Annotated in this window: 1 protein-coding gene and 1 pseudogene; both read left to right on the top strand. The window is 69.8% G+C overall.

What is annotated here, in order from left to right; all coding sequences use genetic code 11:
* Positions 1-336 (top strand): annotated as a pseudogene (locus C9992_RS18470) (hypothetical protein); the annotation flags it as partial.
* A partial coding sequence (locus tag C9992_RS17900; protein WP_106817009.1) for a bile acid:sodium symporter family protein occupies positions 333-1,187 on the top strand: 855 nt, incomplete at its 3' end. The pseudogene C9992_RS18470 and the gene C9992_RS17900, both read left to right, overlap by 4 nt.

Raw genomic sequence — 1,187 nt, forward strand, 5'->3', positions numbered from 1 at the left:
GCAGAACTCATCGCCGCCTACCTCGGGGCGCTCGATCGCCACCCCGCACGCGCCGCCGCCTTCCGCGCGCGGGTGACCGGGAAGCGGTGGCCCGATCTCACCGGCGGGTACCGCTATCTCGGGCTCGAGCGCATGGCGTACTACGTCAACAAGGACGCCTACCGCCGCGCGGTGCGCGAGGCCACGACCGCCCTGCAGACCGACGAGCCGGCCGCGCCGGCGCGCCGCGGCATCCCTTCGCCCACGCGGCGTCGTCGCCAGGGCCGCTCGTCGCCCGGCGGCGGCCGTATCGAGGCGACCACCGTGAGCAGCCAGGACGAGCAGGTGACCGCGTGAACCCCGACGACGTGGTCCTGAACTTCAACCCGCAGACGCTCGTGCTGCTGAACGTCGTCCTGGGGCTGATCATGTTCGGGATCGCGCTGGACACCACCATCGACGACTTCAAGGTGGTCGCCCGCAAGCCGAAGCCCTTCGTCATCGCCATCCTGGCGCAGCTGATCGTGCTGCCCGCGGTCACGTTCGGGCTCACCCTGATCCTGCCGGTGACGCCGTCCATGGCGCTGGGCATGATCCTCGTGGCGTGCTGCCCACCGGGGAACATCTCGCAGGTGCTCACCCACCGCTCCGGCGGCAACGTCGCCCTGTCGGTGTCGATGACGGCGGTCTCGAACCTCATCTACATCTTCGTGCTGCCGCTGTCGGTGGCCTTCTGGGGTTCGCTGCACCCCACCGCGCGCACCCTGCTGGAAGCGGTGTCGCTGGATGCCTGGGCGATGCTCGGCGACATCCTCCTGATCATCGGGCTGCCGTTCGCGCTCGGGCTGTTCATCCGACACCGATTCACCCGGTTCGCCACCGCGGTCCAGCCGTGGGTGAAGTGGTTCTCGCTGCTCGCGCTGGTCGGCTTCATCGTGGCGGCCTTGGCGGGCAACTGGTCGTACTTCGTGGCGTTCCTCGGGATCATCGTGCTCGTCGTGACCGTGCACGACGCGGTCGCGCTGGGCATCGGCTACACGACGGCGGTCGCCGGCGGCCTCGGAACCCGCGAGCGCAAGGCGATGACCTTCGAGGTGGGCATCCGCAACGCCGGCCTCGGGCTGGGCCTCGTCTTCGCCTTCTTCGGGGGCCTCGGCGGCATGGCGATCGTCGCGGGGTGGTGGGGCATCTGGGACATCATCGCCGGT

The sequence above is a fragment of the Microbacterium timonense genome, assembly GCF_900292075.1.
GTDB classification, from domain to species: Bacteria; Actinomycetota; Actinomycetes; order Actinomycetales; family Microbacteriaceae; genus Microbacterium; species Microbacterium timonense.